We start from the raw sequence: 16,278 nt of genomic DNA, 5'->3' as shown, positions 1-16,278 counted from the left end.
ATTATGAGCAACAATGGTTCTACTAATAAACACGAAATTGTAGAAAAAAATGTCGGCTTGATGGCGATTCTGACAGTGTTTGCAATCAGCTTTGGTGCGCTGGTCGAAATCACGCCGCTTATGTTCCAAAAAGACACGACTCAGCCGGTAGATGGGCTTCGCCCCCTGACCGCTCTTGAAATGGAAGGCAGAGATATTTATGTGAGAGAAGGCTGTTATAACTGTCACTCGCAAATGATCCGGCCTTTCCGTGATGAGGTTGAACGCTACGGTCATTACTCTGTGGCAGGTGAGTCAGTATGGGATCACCCTTTCCAGTGGGGTTCAAAACGAACAGGACCTGATCTGGCCCGTGTTGGTGGTCGATATTCAGACGATTGGCATTATGCACACTTAATTGACCCTCGTTCAGTGGTTCCCGAGTCGAATATGCCTGGCTACCCATGGCTAGAAGAGAACGTTCTGGACGGTAAATTAACCGCCAAAAAGCTTGAAGTCTTTAAAAACTTTGGTGTTCCTTACACCGATGAAGATATTCAAGGTGCAAAAGCTGCTGTTGAGGGCAAAACAGAAATGGAAGCTCTCATAGCGTATTTGCAACAACTTGGCACGCATTTGAAGTAATTGATTATGGATTACGGCACATACAGAGGCATTTTAACTCTGGTAATTTTAGTACTGTTCATTGTGATTGTTGTGTGGGCTTACAGTAAGCGTACAAAAAGTCGTTTTGATGATGCTGCAAAAGCAATTTTTGACGATGAAATAAAACATGACAACACGATCTCAAAAGAGGAAAAGGAGTCTGAAAAATGACTAGCTTTTGGAGTATTTGGGTCATTGTACTGACCCTAGCATGTCTGGCTCTGATATTTGGCCTGCTTATTTGGAACCTGAAAAACTATACAGGAGTCGAAGAAGGCGAAAGTTGTGGCCACGAGTTTGACGGTATCGAAGAATTAAACAACCCGCTTCCAAAGTGGTGGACGTATATGTTCTTCGCAACTTTTGTTTGGTCTGTATATTACCTAGCAATGTACCCTGGCTTAGGTAACTTTGCAGGACTGCTTGGTTGGACAAGCTCTAACCAAGGGGTGACATCAATTGAGCAATCCAAACAAGCAGTTTTAAACGCACAAGAAAATGGCCAATGGGTTCAGCTTGATAAAGAATTTGAAGCAGCTGAAGAGCGCTTTGGACCTATATTCAAAGCATTTGCTCAACAAGATGTTCTTGCACTTGCAAAAAATAGCGAAGCCCTTGAAATTGGCCAACGTTTGTATGCACAAAACTGTGCACAATGTCATGGTTCAGATGCTCGTGGCGGATTAGGTTTCCCTAACTTAACTGATAAGGATTGGCTATACGGTGGCCACCCTGACCAGATTAAAGAAACTTTGTTAAATGGTCGTGTAGCTGCAATGCCAGGTTGGGAAGCTGCACTAGGCGAGCAAGGTGTTAAAGAAATGACAGCTTATGTACTTAGCTTGTCAGGTCGTAAGGTTAACCAAAAAGACGCAGATGCGGGCAAAAGCAAATTTGCAATGTGTGCAGCATGCCATGGTATGGACGGAAAGGGCTCTGTGGCTCACAACCTGCCATTTGGTGCACCTGACCTAACGGACAATATTTGGTTATATGGTGGTTCTCAGCGCGCAGTTGAAGAGTCGGTACGCCATGGTCGTGCGGGTGTAATGCCTGCATGGAAAGACATCTTAGGTGAAGATAAAGTTCATCTTTTGACTGCTTACGTTTATAGCTTGTCACAAGACAAGTAAGCTGTCCCTAAGCAATTCAGTAGGCCTCCGGTAACGGGGGCTTACTTTTAAAGTAACAAAAATCTAAACTTAACATAGATATACAAACGTACTTTAAGTACATAACAACATTGTAAAGTAGTGAACAATTATGAATCCAACTCCGTGGTATAAAAATTTTTGGCCTTGGTTTTTAATGTTTTTCCCGCTGGTTACGATTATAGCGTGCGTAATTTTGGTAAGTGTTGCCGTAGGCAATGGACCTGACATGGTTGTAGATGATTACTACAAAAAAGGTAAAGCCATAAATTTAGAGTTGAGTAAGTTCAATAAAGCAAAAGCACTATACTTGCACGGAGATCTCCTTGTCGAAAACGACAGGGTGAGTTTTAATTTTACAAAGGGCGATCACAGTAAAGTTAACGCGCTTAAAGTTTCTTTTTATCACCGCACAATTAAAGAATACGATTTTTCCCTCACCTTACTAGCCAACGCAAGTGGCACATTCACTGGACTTCTCGAAAAAGCGCATCAAGGCGCATTTACCGTCTTTATCGAGCCGATGGATAGCAGTTGGAAAATGAAAGAAAATTTACAACTTCCCTCAGAGAGCTCAGTATCTATTACACCTCAGTATAAGTAGGCAATATGGCGAAAAGTTGTTTTCATTGCCTTGAGCCGGTCCCTACTGGTTTTAATGGCGAGGTTATTTTTGAAGGGGTATCAAACCCCGTTTGCTGTACAGGCTGCCAGGCTGTCGCACAGACCATTCTCGCTCAAGGCATGAGCGATTATTACAAGTTTAGAACGCAAACCAATGGTAAAGTAGAAGAACTTGTACCTGAAAAGCTAAAAGAATTAATCAGCTACGACAACCAAGATATACAAAAAGACTTTGTTGGCCAACAAGGTGACCTTAAAGAGGTATTGCTTAGTGTAGAAGGCATCAGTTGCGCCGCCTGTGCATGGCTAATTGAAAAGCAACTCCTTGCGATTTCTGGCGTGAAACGTGTCGATGTGAATACCTCTACTCACCGAGCTATGATTTTATGGCAAGACAATGATGCTAAACTGAGCGAAATCATCGCTTCATTGATGCAGATTGGCTACAAAGCCTACCCCTTTCAAGCTGATGAAGAAGCAAGCCAAAAGCAGGCGGCTGCTAAAGCATATATGAGGCGCTTAGGTGTTGCAGGCCTAATGACCATGCAAGTAATGATGTTTGCATTTGCAATGTACTTTGGCATGTTTTCAGGCATGGATGAAGGGTTCGAACAGTACTTTAGATGGATAAGCTTAGTGCTGGCCTCTCCTGTTATATTGTATTCTGCACTGCCATTTTTAATAAATGCTGTAAAAGGCCTCAAGAGCAAACAGCTCAATATGGACTTGCCTGTATCTCTCGCTATATTTGGCGCATATGGTGCAAGTTGTTACGCAACAGTGATGTCTGTTGGAGAGGTCTATTTTGAATCTATTTGTATGTTTACATTCTTGCTGCTACTAGGGAAATATTTAGAGTTCAGGGCTAGAATGAAAGCCAGTGAATTTACCGCAAACCTGCAGAAGCTCCTGCCACTTACAGCCAGAAAGTTATCCGGCCAACTTGAAGAGATCATAGCAGCAAAAAGTTTACAGCTAAACGACCTAATACTAATAAAACCTGGTGAAACCATTCCAGCTGATGGATTAGTTGTTGAGGGCAACAGCACCGTTGATGAGTCAATGATGACGGGTGAGCACCTCCCTATCAAAAAGTTTAAGAGCCACCAAGTCTACGCTGGCACCTTGAATCACGACGGCGTAATTACGGTCAAAATTAATAAAATTGGGCAAAACACTTTAATAAATCAAATTATCAAGCTTCAGCACAATGCTTTGATGAAACGCCCCAAAATTGTCGAGGTGACAGATAAAGTCGCACAATGGTTTGTTGCCTGTTTACTGGTATTTGCTTCTATCACTGCAATAGGTTGGTACCACATCGAACCAGAACACGCATTTTGGGTCACCATCGCAGTGCTAGTAGCAACCTGCCCATGTGCGCTGAGTTTGGCCATTCCAACCGCTCTCACATGCGCAGTGGCAACACTAACGAAAAAAGGCATCTTAATAAAAGAAAGCCACGTGCTTGAAACAACCCCTAAAGTAACTAAGTATGCATTTGACAAAACAGGCACGTTAACTGAAGGGCGTTTCTCTATTACCAAGACAGTCGTTATCGACGCAAATTATACTGAAGAAGACGTTTTGGCGTTTGCTGGTGCACTAGAAAGATTTTCAGAGCACCCTATCGCAAAAGCATTTGTGTCTAGCCCTAATATCGTTTTTGACGTTTCTGCTGCAACGGTCAAAACAGGATTTGGGGTGAGTGGTCAAATCAACAATCAAGAAATCGCAATTGGAAAACCAACTTGGTTTAACAATCACGCCTCATTTGCGCAAGCGACCTTATTTATTGAAAAGAAGCCAGTCGCAGATTTTTACCTTCAAGATAAGGTACGTAACAGTGCACACAAAGTTGTTGCTTATTTGCAGAGCAAAAGCCTTACTTGCCACATGCTAACTGGGGACAGCTCTAATGCAGCAAAGGATTTAGCCGACGAGCTGGGTTTAGATTCATACAAACAAGCTTGTTCTCCTGAGGACAAACAGCTAAATGTAGAACAATGGTCTCGTCAAAGTGACATAGTCGCAATGGTTGGAGATGGAGTAAATGACAGCCCAGTATTTAACAGTGCGCACCTTTCCATCGCGATGGAAACAGGCGCTGATATTTCAAAAAATACAGCCGATGTAGTACTGTTAAACAGTGATTTGAACTCGCTACAAACACTGCAAAAAGTTGCTGTGAAAACGAAGCAAATCATCAAACAGAATTTGACAATTTCATTGCTCTATAACGGTTCAATCTTGCCATTAGCTGCAATGGGGATGGTGCCGCCTTGGCTTGCTGTTATTGGCATGTCAGCAAGTTCTATTGTCGTTATTTCAAACTCACTAAGGTTGCTGAAACTATGAGTATTATTTACGTATTGATCCCCATAGCCATTCTTTTCGTGATAATTGCTATTGGCGTCTTTTTTTGGGCAGTTCGCAGTGAGCAATTTTCGGATTTAAACAAACAAGCACACAGTATCTTGTTTGAAGACGATAAAGAGCAGCACAAAAAGAGTAATGATGGAAATTAATTTGGCTAGCGCTTTTTTCATGGGGCTAGCAGGGAGTGGACATTGTCTTGCAATGTGTGGAGGTGTCGCCTCTAGCCTTCAATTGGCACAAGATAAACAGCACCCATTAACTGTTGCTTTTTTATACAACCTAGGCAGATTGTTAAGCTATGCAACCGCCGGAACCTTGGTTGCTTTACTCGGCACCTCGTTTGCAAAGCAAAATACCTCGTTTGCACTTGGCCTATCGTACTTAAGTGGCATTTTTATGTTATTGGTCGGTCTATATATTATGCGTTTTGTAAGCACCTTAAATTGGCTAGAAAAACTGGGAAACTTTGTTGTTTGGCAAAGAGTCGTCAAGCTAAACAAATATATACTTCCCATAGATACCAAGAAGAAAGCATTAGCTTACGGTGCGCTTTGGGGCTGGTTGCCGTGTGGGTTGGTGTACAGCGCTTTGGTTTGGAGTTTGCAAGCTTCTAGCCCACTCTATGGCGCTTTAACGATGGTCGCATTTGCACTAGGAACCTTTCCTGCACTGATAGTTGCGGGCCAATCGGCACAAGTTTTGAATCAGTTTTTAAACCACCCAGTCACAAGAGTAATTCTAGGGAATCTATTTGTTTGGTATGGGTTTTACTTGATTATTGTTACTACCAATAAATTAGTACTTTAATCTGGTTTTATGGCTAGCATTATATGATAATACTAGCCATACATTAGGCGATTGGAAGCAGGAGTTTTTATTCGCCTGAAACGTGAAAGTTCTTATTTAAAGACGGGAGAAGCTTAAAATCTGTCTTTATTTGTTGTTAACTTTTTGAATTTGTAATTTTTTATGTGCGTCTAAGAGTAATGGATTTATTATGGATTTAAATAATCGCTCCAAAAGTCAGTGTACAATCAGTTGTACAAACTGCAGTATTAGTCAGCTGTGTTTGCCCTATTCTCTCAACGGGAATGAAGTGGACAAACTTGATGAAATCATTGAACGAAAAAAGCCTTTGCATAAAGGAGACTTTTTGTTCGAGTCAGGTTCTAAACTTGAAGCAATTTATGCTGTGAGGTCTGGCTCATTTAAATCTTACACCCTATCAGAACAAGGCGACGAGCAAATTACAGGCTTTCATCTAGCTGGTGACTTAGTTGGTTTTGACGCTATTAATAAAATGCAGCATCAAAGTTTTGCACAAGCGCTAGAGACTTCTATGGTGTGTGAAATCCCATTTGATACGCTTGATGAGCTAGCTGGCAAACTGCCTAAATTAAGACAGCAAATAATGCGCTTAATGAGTAGTGAAATCAATTATGATCAAGAAATGTTGCTATTACTCAATAAGAAAACAGCCGAAGAAAGACTAGCAACTTTTATCTATAACCTATCAAATCGCTTTGGTGAAAGAGGATTCTCAAGAAAAGAGTTCAGATTCACAATGACTCGAGGTGAGATTGGCAATTACTTGGGCCTAACCGTTGAAACAATCAGTCGACTTTTAAGCCGTTTTCAAAAAGCGGGCTTGATTAAAGTAGAAGGTAAGTTTATTACTATCATAGAAGCTGAAGGGTTGGCGAGCGCTGCAGGTATTAGTAGTTGATCTAAACCAATTTTTCCATCGAAATACCTTTATACCTTGGCTATATCAGTTACACTCAAAGTAGATTGATTAGCCAAGCGACAAAGGAGACTACGATGGATAAGATAAAACGAATTCTCACAGTCATTGACCCAACAAAAGAGCAACAAAATAGCCTTGAACGCTCAATTAGCCTGGCAAAGAAAACAGGCGCTCAAATAACTGCGTTTTTGTCTATCTATGATTTCTCATACGAAATGACCACCATGCTCTCTAGAGATGAGAGAGAAGCAATGAGGCTGGCGGTTATAAAAGACAGAGAGGCGTGGATAAGCGATCTCATAACCGACTATGAAGGCCTTGAAATAACGGCAAAGGTCGTGTGGCACAACCGACCTTATGAAGCAATTATCGAAGAAGTACTCAAAGCTCAATTTGATATTGTTATCAAGTCTACACATCAACACGATACATTGAAGTCAGTCATTTTCACACCTACCGATTGGCACTTAATCAGAAAATGTCCAACCCCTGTGTTACTAGTTAAAGACCAAGCATGGCCAGAAGATGGCGAAATCATTGCCGCTGTCAATGCAGTAAGTGACAATGAGCAGCACCAAACTTTAAACAAACGTATTATCAAAGACGCGCTATTTATATGTGATCTAGCAAACGCATCTCTGAGCTTAGTAAACACCTACCCGGCTACACCAGTAAACATTGCAATTGAAATTCCGGAGTTTAATCCCTCTCAGTACAGCGAAGCTGTCAAAAAACACCACGAAGACGAAACTTGGTCATTAGCAAATGAATTTAACCTTGCTAAAGAGACCTGTATTATTGAAGAAGGTTTGCCTGAGGATGTGATTCCATCCATTGCCCAGAAAAAATCAGCGGAACTCGTTGTGATTGGCACGGTTGGACGAACAGGCCTAAGTGCCGCTTTAATCGGAAATACAGCTGAACACGTCATAGATAGTCTAGACTGTGACGTCTTAGCGCTTAAACCTGATGGCTATAAAAGCCCACTAGAATAATAGGCACATAAAAGTCCGATATTATTATCGGACTTTTTTACTCCCAAATACTCGAATTACGATACCTCAATGAACTCTGTGTAACTCTCTTTGTAACTTTTCCGCTTTCTGCATCCATTAATAGCTCCTTTTTATAGGTCTTTTTTGAATTTTTTTTAAACAAGTACCTAAATCGATACCCTTTTGATTTTGTTAATAAAAAAGGAACCAAAACTGGGTGTTCTTGTAACAATTTGAAATTTACATTGATAAAAATTCAACAAAATCATGTACAAAAACGAATAGCATACTATATATTGTATACAATCATACTTCATATACTGTCATGAAAGTATGGTATGCAAGAGGTAAGCAATCAGATTTTCACCGCTTTTTGAACCTCTTTTAACAACATGTAAAGCAAATTTGCTTTACTCATACTCGTTAAAGGAAAGTTACAGTGCAACAACAAAACCAATTAAAAAAGTTAGCTCTCGCAACGGCTATCACTGTTTCGTTTTCAGCATCTGCTCAAGAAACCTATCTTTTTGATAGACAGATCAGTTTTGATAACGAAATCCCACAAGCGATACAGTCATCAGCAAATGAACCAACACAACCAAGAGCAAAGCAGATTTTAAATGCTCTTAAATTAAACAGTGAACTAGATGCAAACCTACATGTAGGCAACTCATTAAAATTAGTCATTGATGGTCAGTTTGTGCAAATCGAACTAACTGAAGTTACCAAACAAAGCAGCAAAATCACGTATATCAATGGTCGCTCAACCGATGGCGTTGCAAGGCTGTCGATGATAAAAACAAATAGTGGCTATAGTGCAAAAATTTACATTGGTAACACTGGGTATTTATTAACCCCCTCAGAAAATGGGTTATACAAACTAAGTAAGTTTACTCAAGATAACTCCCCTATCGACTCTACCAAAGACAGACCAGGTTTAGAGCACGGTGATTCATCTCACGGATTGATTGGTCATGCAGAGGTCTCTCCTTTTATTCGCACCTCAACAGTTAATGCTGCCAACGCAGACACAGAAGTAACAGTGGTCGTTGCATACACCGACAAACTCGCTGCTGAGGTTGGAGATGTAGACGCGTATATTGCTCTGATGGAAAAAGACACAAATGACAGTTACGCTGCCAGCGGCATCAATGCCAGCGTAAGGGTTATTCACTCTTATCAAACAGGATACGTGTCTACTGGTGATATGTCTGAAGATAACTCTCTTCTACTTAATGAAAACACCAGCAGTTGGCTATCTGAACCAAACCCACTAGCCCCTAATGGGTTTGGCGTAGAATTAAAAAGTATTCGTGATGAGTACAAAGCTGATATAATGGTATTTCTTGCGGATCAAAACGCGAGCTCCCCTTGGGCTGGTTGGGCAGGCCAAATAGGTACGGATGCTGAAAGCGCACTATTTACAATGAGTAGCTGGGGCACCTTCAAAAATACTTTCGGTCATGAACTTGGGCACCTTTACGGCGCAAGGCATGACAACGACTCAACTACGACCCCATTCTCTTTTGGCCACGGCTACTGTAATGACTCAAAAACGTGGCGTACATTGATGGCCATTAGTGATTGTGGCGAGCGACTAAATGTGTGGTCGAATCCTAATAAAAACTACCAAGGTGAAGCTGGTGGAACCGTTGAAACAAATGACAATGCTCGAGTACACAATGAACGCGCTACTTTTATGGCAGCTTTACGTACTGCTGCTCACAACGCACCTAGCGCAACAATTACTCAAGCGACAATTACACCCGGTAGCTTAACAGCGAACTTTACAGGTCAGTCAAGTGACAGCGATGGTAATATTGTCTCTACATTGTGGGACTTTGGGGACGGTGTATATAATAATAAGCCCTATGCGCAGGGTGATACCGTAACACATACATATCTCTTCCCCGGCACTTATATCGTCAGATATACGGCAACCGATAACCAAGGCCTTATTCACTCTGCATCGCAAGAAGTCACTATCACTTCAACACCAGGCTCAAGCTATTGCGCCGCAAAAGGAACCAATGCAATATACCAGTACACACAGAGTGTATCAGTCAATGGTAAAGCCCATGAGTCTGATAGGAGACAGTATACAGATCATACCGCATTAGAACCTTTCGTTGTGTATAGTGGTTCGACAACAGGTATAGAACTACAACAAGGTACCCGAGGTAGTAAGTTTGGGCCATATTCGGCTTATTGGGCCGTCTATATAGACTTAAATCAAAACAATAGCTTCGATGACCCGGGAGAGCTAGTTCATTTTTCTGAACCACTAGCTAAGTCTTCACCAGAACCCATACTTGCCAATATTACTATTCCAGATAACGCATTGGCTGGCACAACTCGTATGCGTGTTATTCACTCAAATACGCTGCGTGATGGTGAAAACCAATTAGCTGCGTGTGGCGACTTCAAATTTGGTGAAGCCGAAGACTACAGCGTTACCATTATCAAAGAACCAAACCCCGCTGAATTTACAGTATCAACAAACAATGATGACTTTAACGTTGAGTTTTCTGTGAACCCTAACGATGTCGAATCTGTAAAGTGGGATTTTGGCGATGGGTTATATAGCGATTCAAGTACAAGCACTGCATTCAACCCGAGTCATAAATATGTTTTTGGTGGCGAGTATACAGTTACACTTACAGTCACCTTGAAAAATGGAGAAACATACACGCATACCAAAGTTATAACCGTATCGGCACCAGCAGATCAGGACTATTGCCGTGCATATGGCAACCAACCCAAATATCAATACAATGCTAACGTCACTCTTAATGGCAACAGCGTCACATCTGGCTCAGCAAATTACACCGATCACACCGACAAGATCTTAGGAGCAGTTAAAGGCGACAATATATTGTCTGTGCGCCAAGGCGCGACAGGGTCAAAAACTTCTTACAATGCAGAGTGGCGCGTTTACATAGACATGGACCAAAATGGCACTTTTGAGGACTCCGAAAGCGTTTGGTATTGGGTCGGAGCTAACACCGCAAATGATATTGAAAAAACAATTTCTATTCCTAACTCAGCTCTTACAGGCAAAACCAGAATGAGGGTATTGCAAAGCTATGAAGAATTGAAGTCTCCTTGTGGCCGCATACGATGGGGAGAAGTTGAAGACTTCACAGTAGACATTCAGCCAAACAACCCTGCAGATTTTACTGCTGATGTAACCACAAATAACCTGACTGTCACATTTGCAGACTCTTCAAGCAGCAATACTAATATCGCATCAGTCGAATATGATTTTGGCGACGGGGCAGTTAATCCAAATCATATCGGTTCACAAGGTAACCCAACTCATACATACCTGTATGCAGGTACATTCCCAGTTAGGTTGAAGGTGACTCTGAACAACGGCATTAGCTATATGCGAGAACAGGATGTTACCGTGAGCGGCCCTGCTTATTGTGTTGCATATGGAAAATCTACAACTCAATGGACAAGTAAAGTACGTGTTGGCAGCCAAAGTAACAGTTCTGACAAAAGTCAATTCAGTCACTATGACAATACAGGCTTTAGCTTTAAAAAAGGCGCTGCGACAGAAATTGGACTGACTCACGGATCAAACGGTCCATACCTTGCGAATTGGGCAGTGTATGTCGATCTAAACCAAAACAACCGTTTTGACGATGCCGGAGAGCTGCTTACAGAGACAAGTGCAACTACATTCGATGAGGTTGTTAAATCTGTAACCATTCCAGTAACTGCAAACAATGGTTCTACTATCATGCGCGTAATTCAGTCTTACGAATTGACAGACGGTAAATTGCCAGCATGCGGTACTTATGACTGGGGTGAAGTTGAAGATTACTCAGTTACGATTACCGATGAGCAAGTCCCTGATTCAGATCTAATGAATGGCGTAACCAAGACTGATATTTCAGTTGCGGCTAAAGAGTCAAAAACATTTAAATTCTTCGTGCCAGAGGGCGCTACTAACGTTAAAGTCGAAATGGGTGCAGGAACGGGTGATCCTGATTTATACGTTAAATTTGGCGATTCTGATACGGCAAATAATTGGGATTGTAGACCATATACTAGCGGCAATAGAGACGAGACATGTGATAGTAGTAAGCTTACTCAATCAGGTGGTATTTACTATGTTTCAGTTGTCGGTTGGACAGCATCCGACAACGTAACGTTGACAGGTTCATATACAGAAGGTGATGTAATTGAGCCGCCTGTAAACGCTTGCGCAACCAAGTCGCCACAAACTCGTGGCAACTTAACAAATGATGATGCTATCTGCATGGGCAGCAATACAGTCTACGTAGCGATTAATGTCCCGGTTGGTCAATCAAAACTGACAATTACAACCACTGGTGGTGATGGGGATGCAAGTATTTACCAAAACGCAGCTGGTTGGCCAAGTGCAAGTAGCTTCCATAACTCGGCAACCACCCAAGGTAGCAGTGAAGAACAGATTGTGGTAGCCAACCCCAGCTCTGGATGGCACTACATAATGGTGTCTGGCCAAGGCTCAGGTGCACACCTAAACGCAAAATTTGAATAAAAAATTATCATCTCCCTAGCCAAAGCCTCTTAGTAATAAGAGGCTTTTTTATAGAGTAAACAGGTATACAACCCCTAGCCCACATAAACAAAACAGCACTTTCATCAAAAGACTTAACCCCTTATTTTTATTTGACATTTCATTTTTCCTAATGCCTTTAAGAATGCGTGCGTTTTTGCTAGACAAACCTTTACAGTGCGGGCACTCAGGTTGATCATCACTCACTAAAACACCGCACCTTTCACATGGGCTACTATACTTACTTTTATAATTAAAAAACTGGAACCACATCTTTTCTCTTAGCACCTAAAGTAGAACTACAAGCTGAATTCCAAAGCACTGCTTAGCCAAGGAGTATGCAGCTATCGACTGCCGAATTGTACAGGTAATTTCGAAAGAAATAAAAAAGGGCCAAATGGCCCTTGAGGAATAACCCAGTGCTCTACTAAACACTAGTTTTTATAAAAATAGCTCTCTTTCGTTATCGAGATACTGCTATCTTCATCCGCGGAAATTGTGAAGGTAATTGGTGTTCGCTTGCCCTTTAGTCCATAGCCATCTGTCGCAATTGTGACCGGGATTAATAACATCTTACCTGCTTGTATTTCAATCTTTTCAGGTGTAGTTAAGTGTGCATTATCGATGCCACTGAAACTCACGTTATACTGCATAGCTTGCTGAGTTTTGTTAATCACACTCAACGTATATGGATTCTCTACAAGTCCCTCATAATTGACTCTATAAAGCGCATTTCTGTCCCTAATTACTGAAGCTTCAATAGGCGTCCTATTAAAAGCCCAAATGGTCATTGTAACGAGAATTGCTACAAATAAGCTTGCATACCCCAACAGCTTAAGCCTAAATGGGCTAGACTTTTTACCTGCATCTTGGTTTTCGCTGGTATATTTTATAAGCCCTTTAGCGTAACCAAATTTACCCATGGTATCATCACAAGCATCAATACATAGCCCACAGTTGATGCATTCGTACTGCAATCCATTGCGAATATCAATCCCAGCGGGACAGACTTCTACACATAAATTACAATCTACACAGTCGCCCAACCCCTGCGCTTTGTGATCAGATTTACGTTTGCGCCTACCTCTGTTCTCGCCTCTCAGTGCATCGTAAGCAACGACTAATGTGTCTTTGTCAAACATCACAGACTGAAAACGCGAGTATGGGCAAGCAACTGTGCACATTTTCTCTCTCAAAAACCCAGCATTACCATATGTACAGAAAGCAAATAGGAACACCCAAAAGCTCACAAGTCCGGACCACTCCAATGTAAACATTTCTATATATAAGGTTTTTGCCGGTACGAAATACGCCATAAAGGAAGTTGCAGTAAATACCGAGATCACAAGCCAGACCGCATGCTTGGCTACCTTTCTAACCGCTTTTTTTGTACTCCAGTCTGACTTATCTAACTTGATCCGCTGATTGCGTGTCCCTTCAATTCTATGCTCTACCCAAGTAAACATGAGCATCCAAATAGTTTGCGGGCAGGTATAACCACACCAAACACGACCAAGCCAGTTTGTAACAAAGAAAAGGCCGAACGCGCCGGCCATAAAAACCCATGCAAGGATCATAAAGTCATGGGGAAGGAAGGTTTGACCGAAAATTCGAAACTGTTGACTAGCGACATCCAACAAAACCGCTTGTTGATCCTTATAAGGGATCCAAGGAATCGCAATAAATACAAACATGAGGATCCAACCAAGGTAACGACGGATTTTTTGGAAGAAGCCTTTTTGTTCACGGATATAAATCGGGCCCTCTTGTTTGTAGGGCTTTATGATCATATCCTCTTCTTTAATATCAAACTTCATATTACTTGCTTATGTTAAGTGAAACACCCTTAACACTTTGCAACTTTCAGACCAAACTGAAACTTTATTAATACATTGATTTTATTGAATTTATTAATTATCAAAAACCCTAGTAATCGTGATATATCACGAGCAGACTCTAAATATCACGATTTTTTGCAATACCGAGTTTCTTCATTTTAGATCGCAAGGTACTTTCGTTTAGGCCTAATGTGTCTGCTGCTCCACCTTTTCCAGAAATTTTCCACGCGCAAGATTCCAAAACCTGTGTTATGTGTTGCTTTTGAATTGACTCCAAACTTTGGCTTTGCTCTCCTTCTCTTACTGTATGCCCATCTAAATTCAATGGCTGAGACAAATGCAAAGTATGACTATGAGATAAAATTGCTTCACGCTCTAAAACATTTTGTAGCTCGCGAATGTTGCCCGGCCACTGATATGACTTAAGCTTTAACAAAGACGACTTTGCAATACCTTTGATCTGCTTACCGAGACGCACATTTAACTTACTGATCATATTGGCACATAACATGGGCAAGTCTTCCTTTCGGTCACGTAGTGGAGGTACTTTTATGGGAAATACATTCAAGCGGTAATACAAATCCATTCTAAAACCCCCTTCTTCGACCATTTTCCATAAATCTCTATTCGTGGCGGCAATCACACGTATATTGACTGAAATTGTCTTACTTCCTCCCACTCTCTCAAACTCTTGCTCTTGAAGAACGCGCAATAACTTGCTTTGCGCCTCTTGTGGTAATTCACCAATTTCATCTAAAAACAATGTGCCATTATGAGCAAGTTCAAATCGCCCTTTCCTTTTATCATGGGCACCAGTAAAAGCGCCTTTTTCGTGGCCAAACAATTCAGACTCAAGCAAACTTGGCGAAAATGCTGCACAGTTAACTCGTACAAATGGCATTTCTGCCCGCTCACTTAGGTAGTGTAGATTTCTGGCAACTAACTCCTTACCAGTACCGTTTTCACCTTGAATAAGTACAGTACTATCCGTTTTACTCACTAGCTTTATTTGCTCGAGCATTCGATTAAACACATGGCTTTCTCCAACTAAACCCGACCCTTGCCAATTTTGATTTATCTCGGAAAGCAAATAGCTGTTTTCATCTTTCAATTGTTCGGATAGACTTTGAACTTGCTTCAATGCATCTCGCAACGCCTGCTCAGTTTTAACTTGTTGTGAAATATCGCGAAATATGGCGACTGCACCTATAATTTGCCCGTCTCGATAAACAGGAGTCGAGGTATACTCAACAGGGAAGCAGGAACCGTCCTTTCTCCAAAAAACCTCACCTTTAACATAACGTGTTTCGCCATCAAACATGGTCTTGTATATCTGACACTCGTCAGCGGGATAATCACTGCCGTCTGCATGGCTGTGATGATGATACTGATGTATTTTTTTTCCAAGTAGCTCATCCGCCCCCCACCCTGTCATTTTTTCTGCCGCAGGATTGATGAATACTGCGTTTCCCGATAAATCAAAGCCATAGATCCCTTCGCCCACTGCGTTAAGTAATAACTTTGGATCATTTAAAAAGTGTTTAATTACAGACGACATAGCCATTCCTCGTGATATTTCACGAACAATAGTAACGTAATGATATTAGTCAAAAAAGCTTAGTCTTAGTTTGTATGATCTTGATCACGTTTATTTAGAACTGAGCGCGTCTTTGAGGTGTAATAAGACAGGGTTATTTATAGATTTGTAAGCTAAGCGCCTTTTTTCCGGAAAAGGAATTAAAAAGTAATGATGATTATTGTCTTTGAAAGTCTAAACATCTTGCAATAAAAAAGCCCAACGTTTTACCGCCGGGCTTTTGGTCTATAGGTTAGACAAATTAGATATATTCAACTTCGATGATTTCGTATTCAACAGTACCGTTTGGAGTTTGAATATTAACTGAATCATCTAGCTCTTTGCCAACTAAGCCACGAGCAATTGGTGAGTTTACAGAAATTAAGTTGTTCTTAATGTCTGCTTCGTCATCACCAACAATCTTGTAAGTTACTTCTTCGTCAGTATCTACGTTAACTATGGTTACCGTACTACCAAAGATTACCTTACCATTGTTAGCCATCTTGGTGACGTCAATTACTTGAGAAGTCGATAGTTTAGCTTCGATTTCTTGAATTCGCCCTTCACAAAAACCCTGTTGTTCACGCGCAGCATGATACTCAGCGTTTTCTTTTAAGTCACCGTGTTCACGCGCTTCTGCGATATCGGCAACAATTTGGGGACGGACCACTTTTTTCAGATGGTTCAGTTCTTCACGAAGCAGTTCTTCGCCTCGCACAGTCATCGGAATTGATTGCATAAGTCTCTCACTTACCACCAAGGCCAAAGGCC

Annotated in this window: 13 protein-coding genes; 10 read left to right on the top strand and 3 right to left on the bottom strand. The window is 41.4% G+C overall.

Annotated features, from left to right (window positions below):
* Positions 1–3 precede the first annotated feature (3 nt).
* From ccoO to N475_RS04215, 10 genes are all read left to right on the top strand, one after another.
* Entirely contained in the window at positions 4–624 is a 621-nt protein-coding gene (gene ccoO, locus N475_RS04260; protein WP_063357258.1) for a cytochrome-c oxidase, cbb3-type subunit II, read from the top strand.
* A gap of 6 nt (positions 625–630) precedes the next feature.
* Positions 631–816, top strand: a complete 186-nt coding sequence (locus N475_RS04255) for a cbb3-type cytochrome oxidase subunit 3 (RefSeq protein WP_046355371.1) — start codon at positions 631–633, stop codon at positions 814–816.
* The gene (gene ccoP / locus N475_RS04250) at positions 813–1,778 is read left to right on the top strand and encodes a cytochrome-c oxidase, cbb3-type subunit III (RefSeq protein WP_063357259.1); all 966 of its coding nucleotides are present in this window, start codon (positions 813–815) and stop codon (positions 1,776–1,778) included. The genes N475_RS04255 and ccoP overlap by 4 nt, the downstream gene beginning before the upstream one ends.
* Positions 1,779–1,908: 130 nt before the next feature.
* Positions 1,909–2,400 (top strand): FixH family protein, encoded by a 492-nt coding sequence (locus tag N475_RS04245; protein WP_063357260.1) that lies wholly within the window; start codon positions 1,909–1,911, stop codon positions 2,398–2,400.
* Positions 2,401–2,405: 5 nt separating this feature from the next.
* On the top strand, positions 2,406–4,778 hold the full coding sequence (locus N475_RS04240) for a heavy metal translocating P-type ATPase (protein WP_063364733.1): 2,373 nt from the start codon (positions 2,406–2,408) through the stop codon (positions 4,776–4,778).
* Positions 4,775–4,948: a cbb3-type cytochrome oxidase assembly protein CcoS gene (gene ccoS, locus N475_RS04235; RefSeq protein ID WP_063357262.1), complete on the top strand. Its 174-nt coding sequence runs from the start codon at positions 4,775–4,777 to the stop codon at positions 4,946–4,948. The genes N475_RS04240 and ccoS overlap by 4 nt, the downstream gene beginning before the upstream one ends.
* The gene (locus N475_RS04230; RefSeq protein ID WP_063357263.1) at positions 4,935–5,606 is read left to right on the top strand and encodes a sulfite exporter TauE/SafE family protein; all 672 of its coding nucleotides are present in this window, start codon (positions 4,935–4,937) and stop codon (positions 5,604–5,606) included. The genes ccoS and N475_RS04230 overlap by 14 nt, the downstream gene beginning before the upstream one ends.
* A 190-nt stretch (positions 5,607–5,796) precedes the next feature.
* Positions 5,797–6,525 (top strand): FNR family transcription factor, encoded by a 729-nt coding sequence (locus N475_RS04225; RefSeq protein WP_063364732.1) that lies wholly within the window; start codon positions 5,797–5,799, stop codon positions 6,523–6,525.
* A 95-nt stretch (positions 6,526–6,620) separates the two neighbouring features.
* On the top strand, positions 6,621–7,541 hold the full coding sequence (uspE, locus tag N475_RS04220) for a universal stress protein UspE (protein ID WP_063357265.1): 921 nt from the start codon (positions 6,621–6,623) through the stop codon (positions 7,539–7,541).
* A 439-nt stretch (positions 7,542–7,980) separates the two neighbouring features.
* Positions 7,981–12,075 (top strand): GEVED domain-containing protein, encoded by a 4,095-nt coding sequence (locus tag N475_RS04215; protein WP_063357266.1) that lies wholly within the window; start codon positions 7,981–7,983, stop codon positions 12,073–12,075.
* Positions 12,076–12,527: 452 nt separating this feature from the next.
* On the opposite strand, the gene ccoG is transcribed toward N475_RS04215, so the two are convergent.
* From ccoG to greA, 3 genes are all read right to left on the bottom strand, one after another.
* Entirely contained in the window at positions 12,528–13,910 is a 1,383-nt protein-coding gene (ccoG, locus tag N475_RS04205) for a cytochrome c oxidase accessory protein CcoG (RefSeq protein WP_063357268.1), read from the bottom strand.
* A gap of 139 nt (positions 13,911–14,049) precedes the next feature.
* A complete protein-coding gene (locus N475_RS04200) occupies positions 14,050–15,489 on the bottom strand; it encodes a sigma-54 interaction domain-containing protein (protein ID WP_063357269.1) in 1,440 nt (479 codons plus the stop codon).
* A 280-nt stretch (positions 15,490–15,769) separates the two neighbouring features.
* Positions 15,770–16,246: a transcription elongation factor GreA gene (gene greA, locus N475_RS04195; RefSeq protein ID WP_063357270.1), complete on the bottom strand. Its 477-nt coding sequence runs from the start codon at positions 16,244–16,246 to the stop codon at positions 15,770–15,772.
* Positions 16,247–16,278 lie beyond the last annotated feature (32 nt).

It is taken from the genome of Pseudoalteromonas luteoviolacea DSM 6061 (assembly GCF_001625655.1).
Lineage (GTDB): Bacteria > Pseudomonadota > Gammaproteobacteria > Enterobacterales > Alteromonadaceae > Pseudoalteromonas > Pseudoalteromonas luteoviolacea.
Note: the sequence above shows the minus strand (reverse complement) of the source record. Positions and strands in the feature narration are given on the sequence as shown.

Excerpts from the sequence above, each read along its gene's own strand:
- ccoO (WP_063357258.1), top strand. The coding sequence starts at position 4 with ATGAGCAACAATGGTTCTACTAATAAACACGAAATTGTAGAAAAAAAT.
- N475_RS04255 (WP_046355371.1), top strand. The coding sequence starts at position 631 with ATGGATTACGGCACATACAGAGGCATTTTAACTCTGGTAATTTTAGTA.
- ccoP (WP_063357259.1), top strand. The coding sequence starts at position 813 with ATGACTAGCTTTTGGAGTATTTGGGTCATTGTACTGACCCTAGCATGT.
- N475_RS04245 (WP_063357260.1), top strand. The coding sequence starts at position 1,909 with ATGAATCCAACTCCGTGGTATAAAAATTTTTGGCCTTGGTTTTTAATG.
- N475_RS04240 (WP_063364733.1), top strand. The coding sequence starts at position 2,406 with ATGGCGAAAAGTTGTTTTCATTGCCTTGAGCCGGTCCCTACTGGTTTT.
- ccoS (WP_063357262.1), top strand. The coding sequence starts at position 4,775 with ATGAGTATTATTTACGTATTGATCCCCATAGCCATTCTTTTCGTGATA.
- N475_RS04230 (WP_063357263.1), top strand. The coding sequence starts at position 4,935 with ATGATGGAAATTAATTTGGCTAGCGCTTTTTTCATGGGGCTAGCAGGG.
- N475_RS04225 (WP_063364732.1), top strand. The coding sequence starts at position 5,797 with ATGGATTTAAATAATCGCTCCAAAAGTCAGTGTACAATCAGTTGTACA.
- uspE (WP_063357265.1), top strand. The coding sequence starts at position 6,621 with ATGGATAAGATAAAACGAATTCTCACAGTCATTGACCCAACAAAAGAG.
- ccoG (WP_063357268.1), bottom strand. The coding sequence starts at position 13,910 with ATGAAGTTTGATATTAAAGAAGAGGATATGATCATAAAGCCCTACAAA.
- N475_RS04200 (WP_063357269.1), bottom strand. The coding sequence starts at position 15,489 with ATGTCGTCTGTAATTAAACACTTTTTAAATGATCCAAAGTTATTACTT.
- greA (WP_063357270.1), bottom strand. The coding sequence starts at position 16,246 with ATGCAATCAATTCCGATGACTGTGCGAGGCGAAGAACTGCTTCGTGAA.